The sequence below is a fragment of the Paenibacillus sp. FSL R7-0189 genome (genome assembly GCF_037969925.1).
Classification (GTDB): Bacteria; Bacillota; Bacilli; order Paenibacillales; family Paenibacillaceae; genus Paenibacillus_AQ; species Paenibacillus_AQ odorifer.
Window position 1 is genome coordinate 703,064 of the sequence record NZ_CP150223.1, and the last position, 25,601, is coordinate 728,664.

Consider the following 25,601-nt stretch of genomic DNA (forward strand, 5'->3'; position numbering starts at 1 on the left):
ACTATAGATCTTTATACTCAAACCAAAAAGCAGCCCTGGGGGCTGCCTTAATCAAATTAATTAGTAAGTGTCTTAGAATCATTCTACGCCGAAGCTTCAATGATCTGTCCTGCCAAAGCAATCAAATCCTCCTTGGTCAGGTGTCCACCGGTTTCCCGAATAATATAATTGACACGGGTCTTTGGATTCATCCATGCAACTGACTTGTACTCCATCTTATCAATAGGTGTGTATACCACCTCTTGGCCACTCACTTTTAGCTTCTGCGACTGTGCATTTGCTGGTTCGGATTCAACAGTCGTATCCTTAGGTCCTGCAGGTTCGGCAGCGATGGCAAGAACTCCTCTTTTACCATTTTTCTCTGTGGTCATATTATAGATGATGTTGATAGCTGTACGCTTCTCCTGCAATTTCTTTACATATATTTTCTTATCGGACGCCTTACCCTCGGCGATCACTTGATAGTATATCTTATCCTGTTCTTTTTTCGTCATATATGGAGAAACAATTGCCCTGAAAAAATTGTAGCCTTCCGGAGGCTCTTGCAATTGCAGTGGCATGGAGGTATTGCCGGCAGCATACTTTTCCACATATTCATTATACGTATTAAACGAAAGGGAATAATATGCACCCGCAGTGGGTGATCCCTTAGCATAGGCTTGATATTCCTTGTCATTAATATACACATATCTGATTTCTCCAGGTTTAAGCTCTTCACTTAATGCTTTCTGCTGCAGATCTTTGAGATTTTTGAATTTTTTTTGTTCCTGATCTGTTTTCGCTTTGGCAGCTTCATCGATGCCCTGAGCTATATATTTGACTTCCGCCTTAATGGCGGTTTCTTCCACAGACTGAGCAACAGACTTCTCGGCGTAAGCTTCTCCTTTGAAGCCATAACCTAAACCGAACATTAGGGTCATACTGGTCATGGCAATGAGTGTTTTTCTATTATTCATTAAAATACCTCACCTTCCTGTATATGTAGTACTCTTACATAACACTTACGTTACCGGATTTGTGACATCAAATTTCTATACTTATTTCATCATGTCGGCAGCAATTCGGATAACCTCCTCTTTGGTTAAAGAAGAAGACTCCGGTGCAGCAGTCATATCGTATACTACATTTTGTTCTGGATCCGTCCAGACAAGTCTGTATCTATACCCCAACTTTATTTCATTGTTTGTAGTTTCCGTATAGATCAGTTGGGTTCCGTTAACAAGAATATTCTGTACGATTGTGGTGTTCGTCCTTAGTAAGCTTTCCACCGTTCCGGACTTTGCCTTGATGTGTTTGGCATTAATTCTTACCATACTCTCCCCTTTTTTGTATCTCATCGACGAATAGTCATAATTAATACTGGCCGTAGCTTCTTTTTTCCACATAACCCGGTAACCGCCTTCCAGCTTTATACCATCAGTCAGGGCAAGCAGTTCATTCTCGTTGACCTCAAAATCAGGTTGTATCCATGCTTGATCAAAAACATACCCTTCTGGCAGATACTCCGGACGTGGCAAATATGGCACCTTATACTCTTCTGCTTTGGCTAAATAACTGGAATAATCATTAAATAGCATCGCAGGAATAACTCTGCCAAGCTGAGGACGTTCATCTCCAGCACCTTCCTTTTTTAACACGTAAGAAGCGCCCTCTCCCGGTAGTAATAATTTCTCTACAACTCTATATGCCTCTAAATTTTTTTCACTCAGCAGCTCTTCTTCTTTGGTCGCCACTCTCTGAGGAATTTTTACCTTTGAAGGAACTAACGGATTCTTAGATACTTCAATCGTCCCCCCTTCCTTCGTTGCAAGAAGCGGCTCGTATGGCAGCACCTCATATTGAAATTTGGCAGCTTGCCAGGGACTCTCCTTAAACAAGGAATAGCTGCCTCCTACCAAGACAACCAGGATCAGCACCGCTGCCCATCTCCTTACAGGCCTGCTCCACATGCGCTTACGGTATCGTTTGGCATAGGTTTCTGGCTCCACTCTATGCATAATATCTGGGATGTCCCCCTCCTGCTGGTGAGGTACAGGCTTAACAGCAAGGTGACCATTACCTAGCCCGATGGCTTGCATTACAGAATCATGAACATCAACCAGCGGAAGTTTGGCAGAATTATCCCCCTCCTTCAGAAACAACTCTTCGGAAGTCAATTCGTCCTTGCGCATAGTTGTTTCTCCTTTCTTTCAATGACTTCTCTGAGCTTGCACCTTGTCCGCTCGTACCGTTTCCTAACTGTGACCGTACTTTTACCCAGAATTTCACTAATTTCTTCAAATGATTTATCTTCAAAAATGCGCAAAATCAACAGATTGCGTTCCTCCACGCTAAGCTTTTCCAGGGCAGAGGCCACGGATTCACTGAACAACTGATTTTCTACCATTTGTTCAGCACTTTTAGTGGTTACATCCTGTCTGAGTAACTTTCGCAGCTGATTTTGAAATTTCTTCCGGCGCAGTTGATTCAGGCAATGATTATAGGAAACCCTGTAGAGCCATGAGTTAAAACTCACCTGAGACTCAAAATGGCCGATGTTCTGATAAGCCTTAATAAATATGTCCTGAACCGCATCCTCGGCTTCTTCCTTATTGTTCAACAAGCGAAAGCAGTAGAGGTAGATCCGTTGTTGGTAGAGTCTGATAATATCTGAAAAAAGGTAGACTTCCCCCGCTTGTACCCGCTTTATCTTTTCTTCAATAGAGTCCACGACTGTCTCCTTTCTACTATCAGTACAGTTATAACACTTGAGCGGTCTGTTTCGTGACATTTTTTTCCGTTTTAGCTCCGATTTAACGGAACATACACAAAAAAATCGCTGCTCCTCTCCGCAGGGAGGTGAGCAGCGATGCTTAAAACAGAAGAACGCAAGGGATGGTTATACACGTATTTCCGCTCTTCAGATTAAAAATGAACATGAGCTAATTCAGAGTTTTTTTCTCTGCTGCCGGGACTACAGCTTCCAGATACGGTACAGGATGACTGCCGCTTCAGCACGGGTAAGCGTATCGTTCGGCGCAATTCTATTATTCTTTCCGTTTACGACTCCGGATTTGATCAACAATGATGCGCTGTCTTTTGCGTAGCTGGATATACTTGCTTCATCTAGATAAGCAGCTACAGTACCGCTCGCCTTAACTTGCTTGCCGGCTGCCGCCAGCGCGCGTGCTGTCAGCACCATCATATCTTGTCTGGAGATATTGCTATTGGGTCTGAACGTATCATCTTTAAAACCTGTAGCAATTCCCAGTTCCTTCGCGATGACCAGTTCATCATAATAATAGTCCGTCTTTTGGACATCGTTGAACATTATTGCACTTTTGCCCGTTCCCTTCAGTTCAAGCGCTCTTACGAGGAGAGCAATGAAATCCGCTCGTTTGATTGAATCTGCAGGTGAAAAGCTGTTCACCGACGTTCCTTTGATGATATCGCGAGCCGCCATAACGCCTATAGCTTGTTTAGCCCATGACAGATTCTGCAGATCTCCGAAGTCTTTCTTTACGAAGGTTACTGCATAAGTGCTGAAGTGGGTTGTTTGAAAGACAACCGTTTGGGTTGCAGCATCATATCGACCGTTCGGAACCGGCATTACGTTGCCTTTGCCATCGATGTACCAAACGACGATAAGCTCTGGATGGTTAAGCTCCTCCGCTGTCGGCACGTAAGGAATGGCTATCGTTACAGGTGCGTTAGGGTTATTCCAAGGAATAACTTTGTCACCTGCTACTAAGCTTAGACCGATAATTGGATGGTTGCCAATCATATTGCGGGTAGCTGCTTCCAAGCTGTCCGTGGTGACTTTATTTATTCGTATGGATACTTGTTCAGCACTGTCTGTTACATTGGACAACATATTGCTTGGAATTTGAATTGTGGTTTTTTCCGTCTTAAGCAATAGTTCATAGTTTTCTTTCCCCATTAGACTTTGGGTCGGTAATTGTATATCATACCCTTTCGTGTCCGTTTGCTTTGGCACTTCAATGATAATTTGTTTCTTGCCGTTTGCCGCTACACTAGCCAGTTCAAGCGCTTTTTTCATGTTGTCGCTGGAGATCGTACCTATGACATACCCATTATCGGACTTTACCTCCAGTTTAATCGTAACAATACCATCTTTGTTTGTAATGGCTCCAGGTTGTGGAGTTGATACAACATTACCGGTGCTGCTACCCGTTGGTGCATTTGTTGGCGCTGGCGTCGCTGTTTGAACAGGTGTCGGGGTTGCCGATGGTTCCGTTGGGTTTGTTGGATCTGTTGGGTCAGTTGGGTCTGTTGGATCGGTTGGGCTCGTTGGTGTCGGTGTCGGTGCTGTTGTCGGCGTTGGGGTTGGTTCCGGACCGGCAGATTTCCCCTTTAAAGTAAGCACACCATAAACGGATGTGTCCATATACCCAGTTCCACTCGTATCGTTCCAAGCCGCGACACTTTGACGTGAGCCCTCTTTAGCATCGTTGATCTGTACATCGAAACCAAGCTTTTTATCGTTGTCCGGAGTGATCCCTTGAAGTGGAATCTTCACTTCAACCGTATAGTTTGTTCCGGAAATCTGGGTTGCCGATTCGAAGCCGGCTGCGATACTTGAAGGATTAAATGAAGTCTCGTTGTCAAAATTGACTCTGTACTGGCCATCATCATCTTGATAAAACGTCGTTTTCCCATTATTTTGGTCTACGAAGATTTCGACCGAATCCTGTTCATGTGCATTCACGCTGCTCTTATCAAGCTGCGTATCACTCACCTGGACTAGGACATATAAATATTGATCATCCCAGAGTGCTTTTGCTACTCCGCTCGCTCCTTGCCAAGCGGTTTGATACCGATTGACCGGAATCTCAGCGGTCTGGCTCCAGATCTCGTCAACTGTTCCGTCTATAACAGGTGCAGCGAATTTGGCAGTAGATTGATTGGCTTCTACTGATTCAGGCTCATGCTCTTCAATGAAGGTATCAGGATCGATAACGCCATAGTAAGCCGGCTTAGCTTGCAGATTTTTATCGAATAACAACGGATTGGATGAAGCTCTCCAGCTTGTATTATCATCCATTCCCCAGAAGGTAACACGTTTGATAGAATCAGCGTGATCCCTGAAGATATTTAACAACTGTGCATACAGATAACCCTGCGCATTAGCAAGCTTTTCAGAAAGCTGATAGTTGCTTCCGGCCTGAATGTCCAGCTCAGTTATGCTTACTTCGACACCCAAGGAAATGAACTTTTCCAAGGATAGCTTCACATTCTCTGGGTTCGTATTGATGCTGTAGTGCCCCTGCATGCCAACCCCGTCGATAAGCAATTTGCCAGGGTGAGTCAGCGCGTACCTATCATTGATTTCTTTGACCATACTGTAGATGGCCTGCGCTTTATTCTGATTGTCTTCGTTATAATCGTTGTAATAGAGCTTAATATCCCAATCTGGATGCGTGTCCAGCACTTCTCTTGCCGCCAGGAAGGCTTGCTCTACGTAATCTGCTCCAATAGCACTTTTCCATGGGGCGGAACGCAGCGCAGTTTTCCAATCTGTTGGGTTGGATGGGTTATCGCTCATCGCCTCATTTACAACATCCCAGGAGATCACCTTGTCACCAAAATGCTCCATAACGGTTTGGATATGGGTCTGCAAATTCATAAGAGCTTCATCCCGTCCCAAGGGGATCGTGTTGTTAGCTGCGTCTGTTGTTGTATTCAGCCATGCAGGCGATTGTTGATGCCATACCAACACATGTCCATGCATCTGCATGCCCTCAGCCAGTACTTTATCTACAATTGTATCTGCCGCGGTAAACGTGAAGTTGCCCTTCGTAGGCTGCAACGCGTCCGGCTTCATGGCATTACCTGCCGTAGCAACATTGTGATGCATTTTCAGAAGCTCAAGTCTGACACCTTCCAGATCCTCAGCGGTTATCGCATTTCCGATCAGAAAATCACTCTGGTAAGCATCCTTAATCGGCACAAGATCTTTTTCGATATCAACCGGGCCAGAGCCTACCTTTTCAAAATTAATATCATCGATATAAAATGAGGCCGCGCTATTACTGGAGCTTTCCACATAAATGGTCAAATACTCACTGCTTACATTGTTATAACGGTAAGTTCCCTCGAACTGAATCCAGCCATCGCTTGCGCTGATGGTTTTAGGTGCGAGCTGCACATAATTGGCGCTGCTTCCATCGCCAACCTGCGTGGACAGCTGAAGCTGCGAGCTTGCTGGCTGGATCAGCTTGACCCATAACGAAATTTTATATTCGTAGCCTTTGTCCACAAACTTCTCCACACGTAATGTCGGCCCATGCCATGTACTGGTTCTGCCCTCAACCTTCAAAGCGTATGAGCCACCATCTGTATGATTCGCTTCATTAGTAACCGTAAGCGTTTCAGTACCTGCTCTGCCTTCAAAACCACCTGCCGTTTGATCCTCAAAAGTAACAGTGGTAAAAGGTAAAGCTGGGTCTCTAGGTGTTTCTGGTGTTGGAGTTGGCTCTACTGTAGCCACCTTTTCTGTGACCAATACATCCCCAATGTAGAACGGAACCGTTTTCCCTTCATCGTTGGATTGAACACGCAGTGTTGTATCTTTGTCCGTATCCACGGTAAATTCTTTCGTCAAGGTGACCGCTTGGCCTGCTTCATAACTCACATTTGCCAAAAGAGCGTAGCTGCCTATCGCTTGAAGATAAGCTTGGGCACCACTAGGTACAGTCACATCAGCGTCTACATACACGGATGCAGTTACCGTGTAGGTTTTGCCGTTTTCTAGGCCCATATCCCTGAATTTAAAATCAACCGCGTCCCAGTTATTCGCTCGGTTGCTTACATATAAAGCTGCCCCGTCAGCATTGCCCGCAAAAACTTTTCCGGTGACAGGGGTTAGGTTAGCGCTACCTGATTGTGAGGCTAAACCTTTGCCACTCGCAAAAGTTTCGTGATAGATTTCTTTATCCGTTTCCGTCACTGCTTTTTTTGCTGTAATGAGGAGCTCCCCAATGTAGAACGGAACCGTTTTCCCGTCATCGTTGGATTGAACACGCAGCGTTGTATCTTTGTCCGTATCCACGGTAAATTCTTTCGTCAAGGTGACCGCTTGGCCTGCTTCATAATTCACATTTGCCAAAAGAGCGTAGCTGCCTATCGCTTGAAGATAAGCTTGGGCACCGCTAGGTACAATCACATCAGCGTCTACATACACGGATGCAGTTACCGTGTAGGTTTTGCCGTTTTCTAGGCCCATATCGCTGAATTTAAAATCAGCCGCGTCCCAGTTATTCGCTCGGTTGCTTACATATAAAGCTGCCCCGTCAGCATTGCCCGCAAAAACTTTATCGGTCACAGGTGTAAGGCTAGCACTGCCTGCTTGAGCTGCAATACCCTTGCCACTCGCAAAAGTTTCGTGATATACCGTTACCGTATCTGATGATACTGTCGTATCCTGCGCCGCAGCTTCAGTAACCGGAGCGATCCAGCTTGTCGGAATAAGCAAGGCAGCTGCGAGTAAAATCGAGATTACTTGTTTAAGCATTCTACTCATTTAATGCATTCCTCCTCTAGTGATTTTCATACAAATCAGTTAATGACCTACCTTATTAGCACCAGCCCTATATTCCCACGCTAATTTCTTTACCTGCTAAATCCTCAATTTCAACAGTGGCACAATCATTCCGAAGAGCAGTAGAACATCATCACAAATGAATCTTTTTACTTACAGACCCCCTCCTTTTATGTAAACGCTTTCATGTGTACTCACACTATTTTACAGCCTCGCTGCTACGCACTACTACGCTAATATTAAAGGTGTTACCCCCCATAATTATAGGAAAACGTATGTATGATTAAAGATTCTACGTATTTAACCCAAAAGAAAACCCCACTTGCGGACCGTTGAACGTAACGGAAGGTAACGGGGACTTGGTTTGTTATTTGTTCTGCGGCGTAATTAAATTGTCTGTTTGGATAACGCTCCAAAATATTCTACAACTACCTCCCGAAATTCCAAAGCAGCCTGAGAAATGTACCGGCTCCTGTGCCACAATAGAGCTATCTCCCTTTCCAATTCGTGATTCTCTACTTGGAGGTATTGGATATCTTCCCGTGAATTCCGTGCCGTGCTTGGTATGAAAGCTAAGCCAATTTCAGCTTCCACAAGAGTGCTAAGCCTTGCAGGTTCATCCCCCTCATACACATATTTAGGCACAAATCCTACCGATTTGCATACAGAGTCTATTAAATCGCGAGTACCATAGCCACTCTTTACACCAACAAACCATTCATCCCTTAGCTCTGTCAAAGATACGCTGCTTCGATTAGCCAGCCGATGCCCCTTTGGAACAGCCACAAGAATCGGATCGATAAAGACGATTTGACATTCGATGTCATCCCCTTTTATTGGAGGTGAGGATAAGCAATAATCAACCTCTCCTCTATTAAGAAGTGTAACCATTTCCTGCATGGTCAACATTTGCACATGGTATTGAATATCAGGCCGCTTTTTCCGAAACTCTCGCAGGATATTGGGTAATGTGCTTGCGGTCGTCACCGCTAATTCGAGTGTGCCATGTTCAGGACTGGATAAATCGCTAAGCTCCTGTTTTCCCTGCTCCAATTCAAATAATGCCCTTTCAGCTCGGCGAAGGAACCGGCTTCCGGACTCATTCAGTCGCAGCTTTCTTCCTACCCGATCGAATAAAGGTACCCCCAGATCCTCCTCCAAACGCTGAATCGTTTTGCTTAGTGAAGATTGAGTAACGTGTAGATTTCGTGCAGCTTCAGTCATATGTTCCAACCGAGCTACCGCGAGAAAATATTGCAGTTGCAGAAGTTCCATTTCGCACCTCCATTCATTCCCTCAAGTCAATGAGATCATAACATAAAATGCGTTGGAATGAATAATCGATTTCAAGTACGATGACATTAATAAGCTTTAGGGGGATTTAAAATGAGTGTTCGCAACAGGTGGTTAATGATTTCAGTAGGTCTGGGGATTTTATTGAACCCTTTAAATTCTTCGATGGTGTCTGTGGCTATTCCAAGGCTGCAAAATGTATTCCAGCTTGACTATACAGGTGTTTCCTGGATTATTTTTTCTTTTTACATTGCAAGCAGCATCGCTCAACCTGTCATGGGAAAGGCCAGCGATTTATTCGGCCGGAGGAAAATATTTCTTACCGGGCTTGTCGTATCCTTCATTGCAGGTTTATTAGCTCCTCTCTCCCCAAACTTTGGCTGTCTCATCGTGTTCCGTATTGTGCAAGCCATTGGAACTAGCATGATGGTTGCCGTTGGAATGGCCATTGTGCGGATTCATATTACGGAGAAACAAGCGACCGCACTGTCTGTTTTATCCATCTTCCTATCCGGCGCGGCAGCAATTGGACCCTTTATTGGCGGGGTTATTATTCACTGGTGGGACTGGCCAGCTATCTTTTTCGTCAATATTCCATTCGTGGTGGCGAGCTTTCTATTATCTTGGAGGCATATCCCCAAGGACGAACCGTCAACAACCATTACCCGGGGAATGTCCCTGCGCAAATGGTTTGATTTGATTGATGCGTCAGGAATCCTGCTCTTCACTGTGGGGCTGGTTGGCGTGCTCCTTGGATTGCTTTCAGCAAAATCATCCGGACATATCTCATTAATACATGTCATTACCTTGCTAACAGGACTCATTCTGCTGGGGGCATTCGTCCGGCATGAGCTAAAAGCGGCGTCACCCTTTATTCCTTTACGTACATTTGCCAAATATCCGGCAATGACTTGGGTTAATGTTGAATTCATGCTCGTTAATGTACTTTTTTACTCACTCTTTTTCGGGATTCCATCCTACTTGCAAATGGTACGTCATGTCAGTGAATTCCAAACTGGGATTCTCATGCTAACGCTGGGATTATGCTCGCTGGTTACTGCTCCAATAGCAGGACGCTGGATCGATAGATCAGGACCCCGGCCAGCATTGCTGGTGTCCGGGGTCCTGATGACATTGGGATCAGTGTGGCTTGTGACCTTAAATCAGACTTCACCGGTGATCAGTGTATGTGTGGCTTTAGCTGCATTTGGTATCAGCAACGGATTGAACAATGTCGGCCTGCAAGCAGCCTTGTTCCAAAGTTCTCCAAAAGAAATCATCGGTGTAGCCTCCGGATTATTTAATACATCGAGATACCTGGGAACCATTCTCTCTTCATTGTTAATAGGTATCATAATGGGAGGTAAGTTTAGCTTCGCGGGATTTCAAGTCCTTGGGGTTATCCTCACGATAATTGCATTGTCTTTGGTATTCATGAGTCGGAAGCACCGTGAATCAGGGCAATTGCAGGAGTCGGCTAATTCGGGCGCTAGCAAATAGGAAAGGGCAGACAAACAAGACCTGTCATCAGACAGGTCTTGTTTTGTTCTTTTAACGAGATCAATTGATCCCCCTTCTGCCACTTATAGAGTTTTTAAGCTTACATTGCATATAAAAGGTATATACGATACTTCCAAAAAACAATCCAACAGTTAGCCCATTTGCTGAAGAATAAATGATATGAAATACGCTGCTATGGTAAAAAATCAACATCACATTCAGAATATATTTAACAATAAAATTCAGTAGGACAATAAATAATGGAAGATAACTTTTCTTTTTGAACACTACTGATTCTTTTCTAACAAAGGATTGGTACCTCTTATTTAAAAGATAGCCAATCAGGAAACCTGGAATGATAAAGATCATATAACTCGTCAACGTTAGACCTAATTGAGGAAAAGTAGTTGTTATTGTCCGTAATCCCCATGCCATAAAAATAAGCGGGGCAATAAACATCCGTGAAAAAATAACAGGCCGTTCCTGAGAATTTTTAATCCCCATTATGAACAAAAGAATGAATAATATCCACACCCATGATGGTGTGCTTGAAATTACTTGTGTGACTGTAATGTGCATTATATTTCCTCCTTGTATAGAGCGTTGCAGTTCCACTGTGTTGCCTTACTAATAATAAAAAATCATAGGGACTAACACATCTACACAGCGATTGATTTATAAGCAACGATACCTCTATCTAGAGATATACAATGTTTGAGCAGACCCCACAAACAAAACAAAAAAAGACCGGTTGTGGCCGGTCTTTCTAACTACATGGCTATTTTTTTTATAGAACAACTTCTCCCTCTGTTACTCTACCATCCCTGTCCGTATAGCCAATACAACAGCTTGTGTACGATCTTCGACCTCAAGCTTTTGGAGAATACGATGAATATGAGTCTTAACCGTGCCCTGTGAAATATTCAGAATTTCCGCAATTTCAGAGTTCCTGCGCCCGTATGCCATTTGTTGGAGTACATCAAGTTCACGTTCGGTCAGAGATTCAGAAAAATCATCTGATGCTTGCTCTGTTTTGTTTAGTTTAGCATCACTCGAAATGGCTGCTATAAGCGCCTTACTTGCAGTAGGTGTCCTGTAAATTGCATTACCTTGATTCGCCCAGCGTATTCCCGCAAGAACTTCTTGCATATCCGTATCCTTCAACAAGTACCCTACTGCGCCTGCACGTATCCCTTCAATAACATAGGCTTGAACATCAAAAGTGGTTAGAAGTACAATCTTAATTTCTGGACTTACACGGAGAACTTTGCGAGTTGCTTCAAGCCCCGAGGAATTAGGCATTTGAATATCCATTAACACAATATCGGGTTTAGTTTCAAGTGAAACAAGGTAAGCTTCCTCCCCATCACAGGCTTCTCCTACGCATTCCATATCAGGTTGTGAATCTATAATGTACCTTAATCCTTGCCGGACGAAAGGCTGATCGTCAGCAAGTACAATCCTAATTATTTTTTCCAAGTGAACTACTCCTTCTCTTCCACAATAGGTCTACATGCAACGGGAACGACTGCCTGCAGGCGAAAGCCATGAGGTTCTATAGACGAAAAAAAACAGTAGCCCCCCGATGCTTTACACCGCTTTGTTACGCCATTTAGACCATACCCTAAATTTAAAGGTTCTTCTTTAGCAGTTACTCCATTGTCTGTGACCGTAAGGTAAATCGTATCGTTTACTTCTTCAATATCAATGCTGGCAATAGTCGCATTTGAATGACGAAGCACATTGGTTAATGACTCCTGCAGAACTCGATATAACACGATACTTGTTTCAATAGGCCACTCTGTGACTTCCGATTTTTGATTAAGTTTGAACTGTATAGAAGATCTGCTTTGAGTTTGGGCTACGAGGCCTTTTAAAGCAACTAGCCCTAAACCCATTTCGTCATTTGACCATTCCTTTACCGCAACTCGAACTTCCGCCATAGCTTGACGAGCAATAGTAATTAACTGGCTGGTGGACTCAGCTGCTCTTTTAGGATCATTTACTTGCATAATCTGAAGGGCTTGCAATTGTACTATCAGTGAAGTCAATTGATGACCCAGTCCATCATGAATTTCGCTGGCAAGCCGGGTTCTTTCTTCTAAAGCTGCATAACGTACCGAATGAACCATAGCTTCTTGAAGTTCGTTATGCGTAGCCTCCAGCTCTTTATGAGTTTTATTTAACTCTTCAAGGTGGAGCGTTGTTAAGTAGTGAGCATCTCTTCTGATTTTTATACTTCGCGCTACGAGGATTACACAAAGCAGCCCTAAAAAACTGCTTAAGGACAATGAATAAATCAGAAAAACAGCAGTAAGTGTAGTGATTCCAACAATAAAAGAAACACGGGGATAAACTCGATTCATAAATAGGATAATAAAATAAAGCGGCCATAGTAAACTTGTATTCGGTGAGCCAAAAACATAATGAAGCACTAATATAATCAAAATCATTATAAAAGTAACAGCATAATATTTCACTTCAGTCCACCAAGCGTTTTTTGCCCAAATCAACACCATATATAGCAACAACACGATCAGACCACCTAGAAGGTTAATGAATCCTTGACCGCTATAATCTTTGTAATAGGAAATTGCTAAGAGCAATGACCCAACGAAACGAACCAGATTTACATATATTTTTTCTTCCTTGAATGTAAACTTCACGAGGTTCCTCCAAATTTCTATCTAGTTCAGAACTCAATTTATTACAAGGTTCAACAGTATTAATACTATACGTCAAGCTCAATGCTCAGTCCAATTTCAAGCTCAAAAGACACATTTATAATGTAAAAACAGTTTATGCAGCTCGATATTTTGAAACTTGTCCCGGCTTGAACCGTAATTTTTAAGAACAAAGACACAGCACAGCAGAGAGGAGCTATCATTAGTGGAATATTACCGCAACAATGTAGCCGACAGTTTACAGGATGTTCAGAGTTCAGCTAACGGGCTTACTTCGGCAGAAGTCGACAATCGTCTAAAAGATTATGGTTTTAACGAATTAAAAGGAAAGAAAAAAGATCCTGTTTGGAAGCTTTTTCTTGAAAACTTCAAAGACCCTATGGTAGTCGTACTGCTTATAGCCGCCATTGTCCAGATTGTTATGGGACAAGTTATGGAGTCGCTTATTATTTTCCTCGTGTTGATTCTCAATGCAGTTATAAGTGTCATCCAGACCCGTAAAGCGGAGAGTTCACTGGATGCCTTGCAGCAGATGTCAGCCCCCGAGGCCAAAGTGCTGCGTGATGGAGAATTAAAAACCGTCCCGGCAAGGGAACTTGTACGCGGTGATATCGTCTGGCTGGAAGCCGGCGATTTTGTACCCGCCGATGGCCGGATTATAGAATCGGAAAGCTTAAAAATAAATGAGGGTATGCTAACCGGAGAATCCGAAGCTGTGGAAAAGCATACAAATATCATCGCGAAAGAATCTCCGCTTGGAGACCGGCGTAATATGGCGTTCAGCGGTTCACTAGTTGTATATGGCCGCGGAACGCTAGTAGTAACGGGAACTGCACTCACTACCGAAATCGGAAAAATTGCTGAACTCATTGAAAGCGCCGAAGCCAAGCAAACGCCGCTGCAGCGCAAGCTCGAAACATTCAGCAAGCAGCTGGGGGTAGCAATTATACTCCTGTCCATTGTAATCTTTGCCATCCAGGCCGGACGTGTTTGGTTATCGAATGAGACTGTGGATACAACAGAAGCTATCCTGAATGCGTTAATGTTTGCAGTCGCTGTGGCGGTTGCTGCGATTCCCGAAGCTCTTTCCTCAATAGTAACTATTGTCCTATCCGTAGGTACTAATAAGATGGCTAAGCAACATGCGATTATTCGTAAGCTACCCGCTGTCGAAGCCCTTGGGTCAACCAGTGTCATCTGTACAGATAAAACCGGTACCCTCACCCAGAATAAAATGACTGTTGTAGATTACTTTCTACCAGAAGGTGACCGTGATCAATTCAATCAAGCGCCTGAAGAATGGTCTGAAGAAGCCCGGCGGCTCCTGCATATTGCCGTGCTCTGCAACGACTCTAACATTAATGAGGATGGTAAAGAGCTGGGTGATCCTACAGAGGTAGCACTTATTGCCTTCAGCAACAGCAAGAATAAAGATTATAAGGAAATACGCGATAATTTCCCTCGCGAAGCCGAACTACCTTTTGACTCGGATCGCAAGCTGATGACGACCTTGCATACTTTTAACGGACAAAAAGCAATGATTACTAAAGGTGGACCCGATGTGCTCTTTGGTCTATGCTCGCATGTACTGTTAAGTGGAAAAGAAGTGCCGATGACACCAGAAGTTCTTGAACGCTTCTTCGAAGCCAATGAGGAGTTCTCCAGCAGAGCACTCCGTGTACTTGCCTATGCCTACAAAACCGTACCAAATACAGTTACTGAAGTCGGATTGGAGGATGAACAAAATCTAGTGCTCGTAGGTTTGACAGCTATGATTGATCCACCTCGGGAAGCTGTCTACGGCGCGATCGCAGAGTCTCAGAAGGCTGGAATCCGAACCATCATGATTACCGGTGATCATAAGACAACCGCACAAGCGATCGGCCGCGATATCGGTCTGATGACTGAGAATGAAATTGCCGTAACCGGCCAAGAACTCGATGCCATGTCTGACGAGGAACTTGATCAAAAACTTGAACAGATCGGTGTCTACGCCCGTGTCTCTCCGGAGAACAAGATCAGAATTGTCCGCGCGTGGCAGCGGAAAGGCAAAATAACAGCCATGACCGGTGATGGTGTAAATGACGCGCCTGCTTTGAAACAAGCAGATATCGGAGTTGCCATGGGCAGTGGAACCGATGTTGCCAAAGATGCGGCTGCCATGATTTTGACCGATGATAATTTTGTATCCATTGTCAATGCTGTATCTGTGGGCAGAACGGTATTTGACAATATTAAAAAAGCGATCGCCTATTTGTTCTCAGGTAACCTGGGTGCAATTATCGCCATCCTATTTGCCCTTATTTTCAACTGGATTAATCCTTTCACAGCGATTCAGCTTCTATTCATCAATCTGGCGAATGATTCTCTGCCCGCCATTGCTCTCGGGATGGAAAAACCTGAACCTAATGTGATGAATAGAAAACCAAGAGAGCTCAAGGAAGGAATATTCGCAGGAGGAATGATGCAGGCCATTGTCACTCGTGGTCTACTCATAGGTATAGCTGTTATCATATCCCTGTATATCGGACTTCAGGATTCACCTGATATGGGCGTAGCTATGGCATTCACAACCCTGATCTTGTCTCGTACATTGCAGACCTTTGCCGCCCGTTCGAACAGTCAAACTGCTATTGAAGCTGGCCTTTTCAGCAACAAATACGTCATCGGAGCCGTTCTGGTCTGCTTTGCCTTTTACGGCATTGCGGTTCTGCCAGGAGTTAGAGAAATCTTCTCGATTCCGGCTTCATTTGGAATGTCAGAGTGGCTGATTGCAGCAGGCTTAGCCCTCGGCTCCCTCATCCTAATGGAATTAACGAAGGTTGTTCGAAGAGCTTTTACACCCAAATCTGTTGAACAGAACCCTGTAAATTCCTGAGTAAGCTATAATTGACTAAAAAAAAAACAGCGATCTCCAATGATGGAGTATCGCTGTTTTTCTGACATCTAGAGTTAAACCCAGAAAAGCTTCTGTTGATTTTAATCAAAATAAAATAATTCTTCGAATTTTTTATCCAACGCAATACATAAAATCAAAGCTAATTTTGCAGTAGGGTTAAACTGTCCGGTTTCAATCGAGCTTATAGTATTTCTTGAGACACCCACCATTTCTGCCAATTGTGCTTGCGATAATTTTTGTTCCGTTCTTGCTTCGCGCAGTTTATTTTTTAAAACCAAAGGTTCACTCATACTAATCACTCATCCCATAAAAGTAAATAAACAAAAACGAAACACTTATAATTAATCCTAAAATGAAATTGAGTAAATGCATCTTTTTCTTAGTTACAGAATACATCCCAAGACCTTCACAGCTCAAATATCCAAAAAACATGGCTATCAAGGCTTTTAATGCAAGATTTGTTTCCTGACTATGATTATATAAACTGAAGACACTCAGAATGCAAAATACAATCAACATTCCAATGAATCCGCTTTTTCTGCCTTTAGCAAATACAAATTCTTTTCCTTCGTCTCCTTTTTCATTTCTGCTTTTTTCTAATATTTCTTCCTTTTTCATAAAAATTTCTCCTTTCAAATTGAAAAGATGATGACAAGTTTTCTTGTCATCATTATTATAATACGCCAAGTTTTCTTGTCAAATAAAAAATAGCTCACTCCAATCCAAAGATTGGTAGTGGGCTATTTTCTATACCTTCATATATTGGTTATATAATTGCTCGAAAGTATTGTATCGTTCGACTTTCCTGCCTACCTTGTTGTATTCCTCCAGATATTCATCCATGACCTTCAGAAACTCATTTTTAAAGACTTGAAGATGGTCAGAATCAAAATACTGCATGAGATCAAACTTTTTAGTTCCCTTCCATTCTGTCATTTCATCAAGAAAACCTTGTATGCCCATTGCTGCAAGATACGCATACGATCTATCACCCGATTCTACACTTGCTATAATCTTATTGCGGTAGTTGCACCATAATTCCTCATAAGTTCCGCCAAGATTATCATAACTTGGGACAGGCTGCACTACAAAATCCTTATACATTTTATTATATAAATCATTGATGTTTTTAAGGGCCTTATATGCTGCACTTCTGATTTCATCGATAGTCTTCGCCTCTATCACAGCCATATATGTCTTTTCAAAATCATCAGGAACATAACGGTACGTAGCTATTTCCTCTAAATATCTCTTAATTCCCCGTTTGAAATAAGTATTGTTCAAATGAGTTAGCGCATTTAACAAATTGTATAAAACTTCGCTTGAAGCATACCTTACTGCTCCTATATGTTCAGAAAGTAACGTATTCGCATATTCCTGTTTTGCTATGTCTATACACTTTTTCGCTCTACTGATACATTCTCTCCCTATAGGCATTGCCAGAGCATCGAGTGCTCTCTGTTTATATAAATTTAGCTTTTCCAAATATTCGGGTTTTGCACAGTATAACACCTGTAAATCCACCAGACATGAAATCATTGGACTCTCGAGATTGGCTTGATCTTCTATCCTTGTTTCCCATGGCGTACAATATAGATCGTATCCAATATCATCCAAGATAAAACACGAAGATATTCCCCAGCCTTGCTCTGTGTTATTAATTATGATTAGATCAAGATCGCTTTTTTCATGAAAATCCCCAGTACTAAAAGAACCTGTAAGCCCTATAATTGCAATATCATCAGAAAAATCTCTCTTAGCCCGTTCAATGACCATGCTAATAAGCTTTTCATTTTTGATTAAGATCTTTTCTTTATGAACAGCATCCATATCCATGTCCCCTCTCCAACCTTATTAATTCTATTGTATAAGCATATTGTTAGAGTAGGTATTCCAACTTTAATTATATTAAATCTATACCAAGCCTTTCCTCTCCTTCAAAGAAAACAAAAAAACGCGCTGGCAAGAGCATAATTAGCTTCTCTCCAACGCGATTTATAGTCATTAGTGAATATTTTTCTTTTTAAAACTGCCGCCCTTAACTTCTGCAACATCGTAGACTACTACAAAAGCATTCGGGTCAATTTCACGAATAATATCTTTTATTTTACTTTCTTCCAGACGGTTAATGACACAAGTGATTTCTTTGAATTGTTCATTTGAGTAGCCGCCATAAGCATCTGTATAAGTTGCTCCACGACCCAATCGGTCACGAATAGTCTCGACCATGATTTCCGGTTGAATAGTGATGATTTTAAACGTTTTAGAGCCACTCAAACCTTCTTCAATAATATGAATGACCTTAGAAGCAATAAAATAAGCAAGTGCTGATAGAATAGCCCCTTGTAGGCCAAATACTGTTGAAACAACAATAAAGACAAACATGTTTAGAAATAAGATTAAATCACTGGTCCCAAAAGGTAATTTTCGTGAAAGTAAGACAGCTAACATATCTATCCCATCTAATGCTCCACCATTACGTAAGGCTAACCCCATACCAAAACCGATAATAATCCCGCCAACAACGGTAATTAATAAGGTATCACCTTCTATAATCGTCGGTACATGATGCATAAGACTAGTGCCAATAGCCAGTGAAGCAATACCGATAACGGAATAAAGAGCAAAGCTTTTACCAATTTGCTTATATCCTAGCCACACAAAAGGGATATTAATTATGCCAATTAGCAGCCCTAGCGGTAAGCCAAACAGTTCAGAGCCAACGATGCTTAGACCTGTGACACCTCCATCTGAGACATTGTTGGGTATCAATACAGATTCTAGACCATAGGCAGCTATTAGCGCCCCAATAATAATCATGAATACTTTTGAGAATATCTTGAGTTTATTTGATTTCTGTTTTCGCGTTTCAATCATTGAATTTCTCCGTTTCACATTGCTTAATTTAGTCCATAAAAATTTCCTCTAAAGGTCTTCCGTCACCTGGATTAAAATCAATCCCTAAAATCTTTGCCATCGTGGGGGCTATATCTACCATTTCGATGTCCCCTATAGGATGCCCATTTCTAATCTTTTCCCCGGAGACAACCAAGTTGCATCTATAGCCGTCTTTATCAGGAGAATAGCCATGCGTGGCAAATTTAACGCCTTGTTTGTCCAAATCAACAATCGTTGGTTCATCCATACTTTCGTCGAAACAATAACCTCTCTTAGCCTCAAGCATATACTTTGTGGTTTGGCCCACATGAAAATAATCCAGTTCATCTCTAGCATACAATTTCTCTATACCTGAAGATTCATCTCTCATATTATCTCCAATAACAGCTAATGCTATTTGCTCAGCTTCTTCATCGCCCTGCCGGATATGCAAGTAGGCCGCTCCACCCCCACACTGAAAGTAAGCTCTCCACTTCATTTCGCCGTTCTCTTCATAGATCAGGCCCTTTTCCTGCAAAAGGTTGTTCAAATGCACTTTGTACCTAACATTAAACTGGCCATGGTCCCCCAAAATTAAAAAAATCGTATCATCCTTTATCCCCGCTTCATCCACTGCCTGCATAATATCGCCTAACCTATTATCCATACGTGTGATTACCTGCATCACTTCGTCACTGTCAGTTCCATAAGCATGTTTGGCATCATCCAGATCGATCAGATGCATCATTAGAAGATTAGGTTTTTTGCGCTTAATCGTGTCTATAGCACATTTGGTCGTGAAGTCATCCAGATAAGGCTGCTCAATCCCCTTGCGGATCCGGCCATATTTCAGCTCCATATCCACACAGTATAAGGGGCTTCCGCTTTTTAATATCTTCAGTGCCTGATTTTCGTTTTTGATGGCTCTGATTTCAGGTATATTGTATTGGATGGAGGATTTACCCGATACTGGCCATAGGATTCCGGCTGTGCTCATCTTATGCTCGCGCACAACATCGTAAATCGTTGGCACCTTGATCGCATTTCTAAACCAGAACCAATTTTGCTCCTCTTCCTTAATAAAGGGCTGAAACGGATTGTTGTGGTGGATGCCATGCTTATCCGGATATACACCGGTTGCTATGGTCGTGTGCACTACATATGTGAGTGTCGGATACACACTTTTCAATTTATGGCTATGAGCTCCGTTTTTAATTAACTTACTTAAGTTTGGAAGCCGGCTGGCCAATGCCCAGTGGTCTTCTGAAAAGGCATCGTAAGAGATGACGATCAAATGCTTGGCCATAGCCGTTTGTGCTTTAATTGACTTCATAGAATAAGCCCCTTAGGTTCGTCATGTTCAGGCTGCTCTTTAGGTAAAGTTATAAATACGAATAATCCAATAATAAAAAGTGGGATAATCGCTAAAATACTAAATTTAGCATTACCTGTTAAGGTTGTTGTTAAAGACATTACAGCAGGACCAACAATGGCCGCGAACTTGCCAAAAATATTGTAAAAACCAAAGAATTCATTGGAATTCTCCTTTGGAATGATCTTCGCATAATAAGACCTGCTGAGCGCCTGAATGCCTCCCTGAGCGGAACCAATTAGCGCACCTAAAATAAATATATGCCACACTGAAGTGATAAAAAAAGCCGCGATGCAGGAAATGATATATGTAACAATCCCCACGATTATCAAAGTCCTGGCGGAGTATTTTTTGGCGAGATTACCATACAGGATTGCACAAGGAAAAGCGATGATCTGGATAACTAATAATATCCCCAGTAAGGTAAAGGTGTCAAAAGCATCCGCACCCAGAACCGATGTGGCATAGGGCACCACCATTTTAATAATCGTATCTACCCCATCAATATAAAGAAAGTACGCAATTAAGAAAACAAATACAACTTTATGCTGTCTAACATTCCTAAAGGTGTCTCCCAGTCTTTTAAAACTGTTGATTACAGGTCTTGGTTCAGGCTCAATATAATATCTCTGCTTCACATCTCTGATCATGGGTATGGTCAACAGCCCCCACCAAAGGGCAGTAATGATAAACCCAATCTGATAACCGATCGACTTATCCATCCCCATAAACAGAATCAATAGCAGGCTGATGCCAAATGGAATGACGCTGGCGATATATCCATAAGCAAAACCTTTTGTGGATACCTTATCCATCCTTTCATCAGTGGTTATATCCACAAGAAAAGAGTCATAAAAAATATTGGCTCCGGCAAAACCTATAACAGACAGGATATAAAACACAATCAATAACTGCCACTGCCCGCTCGCAGGTGCAACGAATGCCAACGAAGCCGTAGCCATCACACCTATCAAAGAGAAAAATAAGAAAAAGCGCTTTTTCTTATCCTTGTAATCTGCGATCGTGCCCAAAATCGGACTAAGGATAGCCACAAGAATACTAGCAATGGAGTTAAAGTACCCTAAATCCATGCTGCTGTTAACATTTGAAAACATGCCAAATACAATAGGCAATAATGCAGTTGTAACCGCCATCGAATAGGCTGAATTCCCACAGTCATATAAAATCCATGATTTTTCCTCTTTGCTAAGTTTCATCTAACAGCCACCTTTTCACCTATTTGTAACTGTTATATCATTTCAGCATAAGAGCCATGTTAAATGAATGTTAATTCCATCACAACTTCTTCATAAAAAAACGACCTTTTAAAATTGAAAGGTCGCTTACTCGCTTTTATATATGATTTAATATTTGACGATATATTCGCAATATTCATCCCCATTAACATTACATTTTATTTCCCGGACGGAAACTCGTTTCCCACGAATTTTAGTAAGTGCTCCTTCGATAATGGCCCCCTCCAGGTCACAAACCATTTTCCCTTCCATAATAGGTAACCCTTCGCAGAAACAATCGTGTACTGCAATCGTCATCCCCTTGTCATCTTCATGGGTTATTATAGGAATCCCTATCTTCAATTCTTCGAATAACTCGAATAGTTCATTAACCGAGGTAACACCAAATTCTTCCCCAATTTTTCTTCCTATAGTCAACGTTGTACCCTTACCATTCATGGGTAACGCTTGATATAAACCAATAAGTCTAATCGTTCTGAAAAGCTCTAAAGGTACGACATTACCTAAATTTTTTCTCTTTATTTTTTTCATATCTGTAAAAGTAAATTGATCCATGCCAGTAGCCTCCAATTGCTTATGTAATTTATATTTCAAATTTAATTGATATATTGAGTATAAACATATCCAATAATTGCTTTGTGATCTTACGCACATCCTGATTTTTTGTAGAACTATAACAAAAAAAGCAACTTCCCTATTGGCAAGTCGCTCCTTCATTCATTAGATGCAGCAGCATCTCAAATATGATAATCATAAACCCAAGGCAAAATAACCCTCACGCTAGTTCCAACCTGAACCTCTGAATCTACCTTAATATGCCCCCCATACATTTCGATTAGTTGTTTACAAATCGATAATCCAATCCCTGTCCCTTTTTGCTTGGTAGTAAAGAAAGGGTCAAATATCCGTTTTAATTTATCCTGTGGAATTCCTTCTCCATTGTCTTTAAAGAGTAGAATAATTTCGTTTGTCTCAGCAGCTGTGGTAACAGAAATATCTATTCTGCCTCTAAAAGCTGTGAAGGAATCGATACTATTTTTCAAAATATTAAGAATTACCTGCTCTAGCTGAGAGGCGCTTCCAAACGTTAGTACTTTTTCTAAAGAGCACTCTACTGAAAGTATAATATCATCACTAAGTATGAGTTGATTCACAATGTTATTAACTCTATGTATAACCTCCATAACGTTAAATACTACGCCGTTATTTTTTGTACTGTCACCTTTTCGAGCCAGTATTAGAAAGTCCGTTACTAATCCATTCAGAGCATCAATCTCTTTGATGGTGATATCCAGATATGCACGCAATTCATCCGCTTTGATCTCCGGCTCATTTAGCCTGATATTTACAAGCTGAGCAAAACCTTTAATCGAAGCTAGCGGATTTCTTATTTCATGCGCCATTCCTGCTGCCATTTGTCCCATAACAGCAATTTTTTGTTCATGTAAATTGTCAATCTGTTGATTTTTATTAGACAAATAACCTTGTGCAAAGCCAGTAAAACGGGTCCAGTTGCATTCCATTAAACGATTATAAAAAAACAATCGGATCGCGGAATCATCTACAAACTCTTCAATGATCTTAAACATAATATTCTGAGCGGTTAAATTTAAATCCTTGCTCATATCAAGTAAGATATCAAAATGATCACCGAATATTTCTGCAGTATAAACCCCTTGCTCAGCCCCCTCTTTTTCTAGCAGGTTTAAGTATTGATCGTAACCAAAAGAATCAAAAAACAAGGCTTCTACCATACTCATTAATATCGTACTGAATGATGAATCTAACAATTCCTTATGCGCCTCTACAAACCAGGAGAATTCGATGTTTTTCATAGTCATAGAATGATAATGCCTGTTTAAAATGATTGGAACTGCTAAGGTTAATGACGAACGCAATTCATTTTCTTTGTATGACATTTTCATCCTCCTTCTTTGTAGTTTGTATTCAAGATATGTGTATATTTTCCTGCTTCAAAAACACAGTAATTCACTTTGTTTTAATCACTATATTATATTCTGACACTTGACTGTTAGAGTAGCATCGAAGATAATTACAACCTCACCAAAAAAACTATAATTAGGAAGATCATTGATTTTGAAAAGGGGCGGTCGTCATTAGCTGGTTAAGTGATCTCTATAAATTACAGAAGCAGGAGCTAAAGAAGGACATCGAGCCCTCTTTAGTCAATGCTATCTTTCGAATGTATGATAAATTCCCCAGGATTGGACTTAAAGAGCGGATCGGCCAGCAGGATATGTCTCTAGATATCGCTGATGCCTATATAAATGGTCGTAACGCGATGATTGAAGCTGGAGTCGGTATCGGCAAGTCCTTTGCCTACCTCATTCCCAGCCTGCTTATTAACCAAATCTCAAGGCAACCGGTTATTATTGCGACATCCTCCATACAACTTTCAGAACAAATACATAAAGATCTGAGATTCATCGGAAGTCGTCTCGGATTTACAAGGGTACGTTCGGTAGTTGGAAAAGGCATGGGGCAGTATGCTTGCCGGTATAGGGCAGCAGATCTGTTCCAAGCGGATGATTCAAACACTCCTCTGTCTGCGCTTTCTCAACAGATTGTGAATTATGAAATTGATGAGCGGGCAGATATTAAGGGCGGGGTTAGTGATGCTGTATGGTCTAACGTTTGTGTGAATGATTGCAAATTTGAACGTTGCCATTATAAAAGTACATGTACGTTTTATGAGATGAGAGCTAAAATTAATGCCAACGCGAGCGACATGGATTTTATTATCGTAAACCAGGATCTGCTCATCCGTGATTTAATCAAGAAAAAGGAAGGAACGAAGGGGTTAATCACCGAACGGCCGGCTCTGATCGTAATTGATGAAGCGCATAATCTGGAAGCAAAGGTTAGAGATGCAAGAACGCTCGAATTTACTTACCGGGGAACCTGCCGTATTCTGGATGACGCCTTACAGATTCTCTTCAAGCAATCTGCCGATACGGAGCTTATGCCGCAATTTAAATTTATAAAAAGATGCGTTGGCCATATTTTTAAACAAGTAGAGGCAGACTTACTGCAAACAGCCAAGCAGGACAATGACCGTATAAAAATATCGCAGATCACAGGAATCCCCTTAAGACGAGCGGCACAGGTTTTAAAAGATTTTAATCTCAGCCTTTCCGTCTTAACTTCACGGCATGAACGGGAGATTGACAATATTTTTGAAGCCATGAACGGACTTATCGACCTCTTTGATGTACTCGCCGGAGTAGAGGATAACTATCTGATCTGGGCAAGTAATACCCAGCGGGAGAGTACCCTTAGTATCTGCCCTAAAGGGATAAGCCAGTTTCTGAAATATACCTTATTTAACGGGAAAACCTCAGTTATTTTAACGTCAGCAACCATGTGTCAAAGCGGAGAAACGCTGGAGGAACAATACGCTTATCTCACTGAGTCCCTCGGTTACAGGGGAGATTATATGGAGCGCCAAGCTTCACCGTTTGATTATGACAACCACACCATGCTGTATATTGCCAAGGACATCCCCTACTATAACCATCAGCGGCGGGAAGATTATCTTGAAGCGGCATACAAGGAAATGATGAGGCTCTGTAATTTAACAGACGGGCGGACATTGGTTCTTTTTTCAGCTAAAGAGGATATGAAGTATATTCATAAGAAATTAAACTCTGAGAAGCTTGCATGGGCATTACATGTTCAAAGGGAAGGTTCGTCCCAGGACGGGGTGATCGCTGACTTTCGGGGCAGTAAAGGCGTTCTACTTAGTACCGGTGTATTCTGGGAAGGTGTGAATATCGAGGGTTCCGATTTGTCGCAGTTAATCATTTTCCGTCTGCCTTTCCCTGTTCCTGCCGATCCTGTCTATGAATATAAGACTTCGATGGCAAAGAATCCCTTGAAGGAGGTTTTTGTACCGGACATGCTGCTTCGGTTAAGACAAGGAACCGGGCGCCTGATCCGCAGTGAAACTGACCTTGGTGTGCTCAGCATACTTGATTCCCGCCTGTCCATTGCCGCCAAAAAGGATTACCGGGATCAGGTACTGGAAGCTTTACCTTTTAAAAAGGTTACTGAGGATTTCAAGGTTCTGGAGAAGTTTGTGAAAGAAAATGGGATTCAGCTTAGTGATACGTAGAGAGATGAAAAAAAGCAACCCATCCGCAGACAAGTCGCTTCTAAA

Annotated in this window: 19 protein-coding genes; 3 read left to right on the plus strand and 16 right to left on the minus strand. The window is 42.0% G+C overall.

Annotation, left to right across the window (positions count from 1 at the left end):
• Positions 1-83 precede the first annotated feature (83 nt).
• The 5 genes from MKY63_RS03070 to MKY63_RS03090 all read right to left on the minus strand — a co-directional run bounded on the left by MKY63_RS03070 (position 84) and on the right by MKY63_RS03090 (position 8,815).
• Positions 84-956 carry a hypothetical protein gene (locus MKY63_RS03070; protein WP_038569409.1) on the minus strand — a complete coding sequence of 291 codons (873 nt, stop codon included), beginning with the start codon at positions 954-956 and terminating at the stop codon, positions 84-86.
• 81 nt (positions 957-1,037) lie between these two features.
• On the minus strand, positions 1,038-2,171 hold the full coding sequence (locus tag MKY63_RS03075; protein WP_036675771.1) for a hypothetical protein: 1,134 nt from the start codon (positions 2,169-2,171) through the stop codon (positions 1,038-1,040).
• Positions 2,153-2,710 (minus strand): RNA polymerase sigma factor, encoded by a 558-nt coding sequence (locus tag MKY63_RS03080; RefSeq protein WP_339811482.1) that lies wholly within the window; start codon positions 2,708-2,710, stop codon positions 2,153-2,155. Before MKY63_RS03080 ends, MKY63_RS03075 begins: the two co-directional genes overlap by 19 nt.
• 243 nt (positions 2,711-2,953) lie before the next feature.
• Positions 2,954-7,522 carry an endo-1,4-beta-xylanase gene (locus MKY63_RS03085; protein WP_339811484.1) on the minus strand — a complete coding sequence of 1,523 codons (4,569 nt, stop codon included), beginning with the start codon at positions 7,520-7,522 and terminating at the stop codon, positions 2,954-2,956.
• A gap of 405 nt (positions 7,523-7,927) precedes the next feature.
• On the minus strand, positions 7,928-8,815 hold the full coding sequence (locus MKY63_RS03090) for a LysR family transcriptional regulator (protein WP_036675776.1): 888 nt from the start codon (positions 8,813-8,815) through the stop codon (positions 7,928-7,930).
• A 111-nt stretch (positions 8,816-8,926) separates the two neighbouring features.
• Here MKY63_RS03090 and MKY63_RS03095 point away from each other — a divergent pair, with 111 nt between their 5' ends.
• On the plus strand, positions 8,927-10,333 hold the full coding sequence (locus MKY63_RS03095) for an MFS transporter (RefSeq protein ID WP_339811487.1): 1,407 nt from the start codon (positions 8,927-8,929) through the stop codon (positions 10,331-10,333).
• Positions 10,334-10,393: 60 nt separating this feature from the next.
• Here the strand turns inward: MKY63_RS03095 and MKY63_RS03100 are convergent, their stop codons facing one another.
• The 3 genes from MKY63_RS03100 to MKY63_RS03110 all read right to left on the minus strand — a co-directional run bounded on the left by MKY63_RS03100 (position 10,394) and on the right by MKY63_RS03110 (position 12,999).
• The gene (locus MKY63_RS03100; RefSeq protein ID WP_036675779.1) at positions 10,394-10,912 is read right to left on the minus strand and encodes a DUF6622 family protein; all 519 of its coding nucleotides are present in this window, start codon (positions 10,910-10,912) and stop codon (positions 10,394-10,396) included.
• Between the two features lie 231 nt (positions 10,913-11,143).
• Positions 11,144-11,812, minus strand: a complete 669-nt coding sequence (locus MKY63_RS03105) for a response regulator transcription factor (RefSeq protein WP_036675780.1) — start codon at positions 11,810-11,812, stop codon at positions 11,144-11,146.
• Between the two features lie 5 nt (positions 11,813-11,817).
• Positions 11,818-12,999: a sensor histidine kinase gene (locus tag MKY63_RS03110; protein ID WP_036675782.1), complete on the minus strand. Its 1,182-nt coding sequence runs from the start codon at positions 12,997-12,999 to the stop codon at positions 11,818-11,820.
• 223 nt (positions 13,000-13,222) lie between these two features.
• On the opposite strand from MKY63_RS03110, the gene MKY63_RS03115 reads away from it, so the two are divergent.
• Positions 13,223-15,895, plus strand: coding sequence for a cation-translocating P-type ATPase (locus tag MKY63_RS03115; RefSeq protein WP_038569401.1), 2,673 nt, complete (start codon positions 13,223-13,225; stop codon positions 15,893-15,895).
• 101 nt (positions 15,896-15,996) lie between these two features.
• Here MKY63_RS03115 and MKY63_RS03120 read toward each other — a convergent pair whose 3' ends face one another.
• The 8 genes from MKY63_RS03120 to MKY63_RS03155 form a co-directional block, all read right to left on the minus strand.
• Positions 15,997-16,206: a helix-turn-helix transcriptional regulator gene (locus MKY63_RS03120; protein ID WP_036675786.1), complete on the minus strand. Its 210-nt coding sequence runs from the start codon at positions 16,204-16,206 to the stop codon at positions 15,997-15,999.
• A gap of 1 nt (position 16,207) precedes the next feature.
• Positions 16,208-16,534 (minus strand): DUF6442 family protein, encoded by a 327-nt coding sequence (locus MKY63_RS03125; RefSeq protein WP_036675787.1) that lies wholly within the window; start codon positions 16,532-16,534, stop codon positions 16,208-16,210.
• Positions 16,535-16,663: 129 nt separating this feature from the next.
• Positions 16,664-17,752 (minus strand): nucleotidyltransferase domain-containing protein, encoded by a 1,089-nt coding sequence (locus MKY63_RS03130; RefSeq protein WP_256717360.1) that lies wholly within the window; start codon positions 17,750-17,752, stop codon positions 16,664-16,666.
• Between the two features lie 168 nt (positions 17,753-17,920).
• Positions 17,921-18,793, minus strand: coding sequence for a YitT family protein (locus MKY63_RS03135; protein ID WP_036675789.1), 873 nt, complete (start codon positions 18,791-18,793; stop codon positions 17,921-17,923).
• Between the two features lie 28 nt (positions 18,794-18,821).
• Positions 18,822-20,126 (minus strand): ectonucleotide pyrophosphatase/phosphodiesterase, encoded by a 1,305-nt coding sequence (locus tag MKY63_RS03140; protein WP_076224189.1) that lies wholly within the window; start codon positions 20,124-20,126, stop codon positions 18,822-18,824.
• Positions 20,123-21,382, minus strand: a complete 1,260-nt coding sequence (locus MKY63_RS03145; protein WP_076141180.1) for an MFS transporter — start codon at positions 21,380-21,382, stop codon at positions 20,123-20,125. The genes MKY63_RS03140 and MKY63_RS03145 overlap by 4 nt, the downstream gene beginning before the upstream one ends.
• A 147-nt stretch (positions 21,383-21,529) precedes the next feature.
• Positions 21,530-21,976, minus strand: a complete 447-nt coding sequence (locus MKY63_RS03150) for a V4R domain-containing protein (protein ID WP_076104743.1) — start codon at positions 21,974-21,976, stop codon at positions 21,530-21,532.
• A 182-nt stretch (positions 21,977-22,158) separates the two neighbouring features.
• Entirely contained in the window at positions 22,159-23,340 is a 1,182-nt protein-coding gene (locus tag MKY63_RS03155) for an ATP-binding protein (RefSeq protein WP_076098893.1), read from the minus strand.
• Between the two features lie 284 nt (positions 23,341-23,624).
• Between MKY63_RS03155 and MKY63_RS03160 the strand changes: the two genes are divergently transcribed.
• A complete protein-coding gene (locus tag MKY63_RS03160) occupies positions 23,625-25,556 on the plus strand; it encodes an ATP-dependent DNA helicase (protein ID WP_339811492.1) in 1,932 nt (643 codons plus the stop codon).
• The last annotated feature ends 45 nt before the right edge of the window (positions 25,557-25,601 follow it).

Coding starts and splice junctions, on each gene's coding strand:
- MKY63_RS03070 (WP_038569409.1), bottom strand. CDS start 956: ATGAATAATAGAAAAACACTCATTGCCATGACCAGTATGACCCTAATG.
- MKY63_RS03075 (WP_036675771.1), bottom strand. CDS start 2,171: ATGCGCAAGGACGAATTGACTTCCGAAGAGTTGTTTCTGAAGGAGGGG.
- MKY63_RS03085 (WP_339811484.1), bottom strand. CDS start 7,522: ATGAGTAGAATGCTTAAACAAGTAATCTCGATTTTACTCGCAGCTGCC.
- MKY63_RS03090 (WP_036675776.1), bottom strand. CDS start 8,815: ATGGAACTTCTGCAACTGCAATATTTTCTCGCGGTAGCTCGGTTGGAA.
- MKY63_RS03095 (WP_339811487.1), top strand. CDS start 8,927: ATGAGTGTTCGCAACAGGTGGTTAATGATTTCAGTAGGTCTGGGGATT.
- MKY63_RS03100 (WP_036675779.1), bottom strand. CDS start 10,912: ATGCACATTACAGTCACACAAGTAATTTCAAGCACACCATCATGGGTG.
- MKY63_RS03120 (WP_036675786.1), bottom strand. CDS start 16,206: ATGAGTGAACCTTTGGTTTTAAAAAATAAACTGCGCGAAGCAAGAACG.
- MKY63_RS03125 (WP_036675787.1), bottom strand. CDS start 16,534: ATGAAAAAGGAAGAAATATTAGAAAAAAGCAGAAATGAAAAAGGAGAC.
- MKY63_RS03130 (WP_256717360.1), bottom strand. CDS start 17,752: ATGGATATGGATGCTGTTCATAAAGAAAAGATCTTAATCAAAAATGAA.
- MKY63_RS03135 (WP_036675789.1), bottom strand. CDS start 18,793: ATGATTGAAACGCGAAAACAGAAATCAAATAAACTCAAGATATTCTCA.
- MKY63_RS03140 (WP_076224189.1), bottom strand. CDS start 20,126: ATGAAGTCAATTAAAGCACAAACGGCTATGGCCAAGCATTTGATCGTC.
- MKY63_RS03145 (WP_076141180.1), bottom strand. CDS start 21,382: ATGAAACTTAGCAAAGAGGAAAAATCATGGATTTTATATGACTGTGGG.
- MKY63_RS03150 (WP_076104743.1), bottom strand. CDS start 21,976: ATGGATCAATTTACTTTTACAGATATGAAAAAAATAAAGAGAAAAAAT.
- MKY63_RS03155 (WP_076098893.1), bottom strand. CDS start 23,340: ATGTCATACAAAGAAAATGAATTGCGTTCGTCATTAACCTTAGCAGTT.
- MKY63_RS03160 (WP_339811492.1), top strand. CDS start 23,625: ATGTATGATAAATTCCCCAGGATTGGACTTAAAGAGCGGATCGGCCAG.